This is a genomic window from Porphyromonas uenonis 60-3 (assembly GCF_000174775.1).
Lineage (GTDB): Bacteria > Bacteroidota > Bacteroidia > Bacteroidales > Porphyromonadaceae > Porphyromonas > Porphyromonas uenonis_A.
Window position 1 is genome coordinate 1 of record NZ_ACLR01000016.1, and the last position, 538, is coordinate 538.

The 538-nt window shown below is 44.6% G+C and carries 1 protein-coding gene and 1 pseudogene; both read right to left on the reverse strand.

What is annotated here, in order from left to right; all coding sequences use genetic code 11:
• Positions 1-72: 72 nt before the first annotated feature.
• Positions 73-276: a hypothetical protein gene (locus tag PORUE0001_RS10490; protein ID WP_007364510.1), complete on the reverse strand. Its 204-nt coding sequence runs from the start codon at positions 274-276 to the stop codon at positions 73-75.
• Positions 248-538: pseudogene (locus PORUE0001_RS00660) on the reverse strand (conjugative transposon protein TraK); the annotation flags it as partial. The gene PORUE0001_RS10490 and the pseudogene PORUE0001_RS00660, both read right to left, overlap by 29 nt.

A 538-nucleotide genomic window follows, 5' to 3' on the forward strand; every position in this document is an offset into this window, starting at 1 on the left:
ATAATGATGAGCCCCATCACAAGCCACTGCTTAAGCTTAGCTTTGTCAGGAGCTGTTTTGTTGGTATCCATATTATTTGAAGATGCTAATTGTAATTACTAGAAGAAAAACGGCTAGGTAGACACCCATAGAGATAAAGGTTAGTCTCTTACGCTCTTCGGGTGTGAGCTTGTCACACCACGCTTTGAGTCGGTCAGTCTGTTTTTTTACCCAGCCGACCTTGTTCTGTGTAGATGAAGTGCCTACACTATCGAGGGGTGGTACGTCTTGTTTCATTATTGATTACTCTAAATTTAGTGATTAGGAAGCCCTGTGGGTTGCGGTCACTGCGTACCGTGTTGAGTAATGAGCAGGCGGTTACAAGAGACCGCTCTGTGACATTACTCTTGCGGTAGATGGTCTGTGTGCCATAGACCACAGCCTCATAGGGGTAAGTATTAAAGTTACAAGAGATAGAATCAACCGTCAGCACCTGAGAGGTGTTTGTCGAGATGAGACGATTATAGTACTTCTCCTCTTGCAGGTCGGTGTAGTAGTT

Excerpts from the sequence above, each read along its gene's own strand:
- PORUE0001_RS10490 (WP_007364510.1), bottom strand. The coding sequence starts at position 276 with ATGAAACAAGACGTACCACCCCTCGATAGTGTAGGCACTTCATCTACA.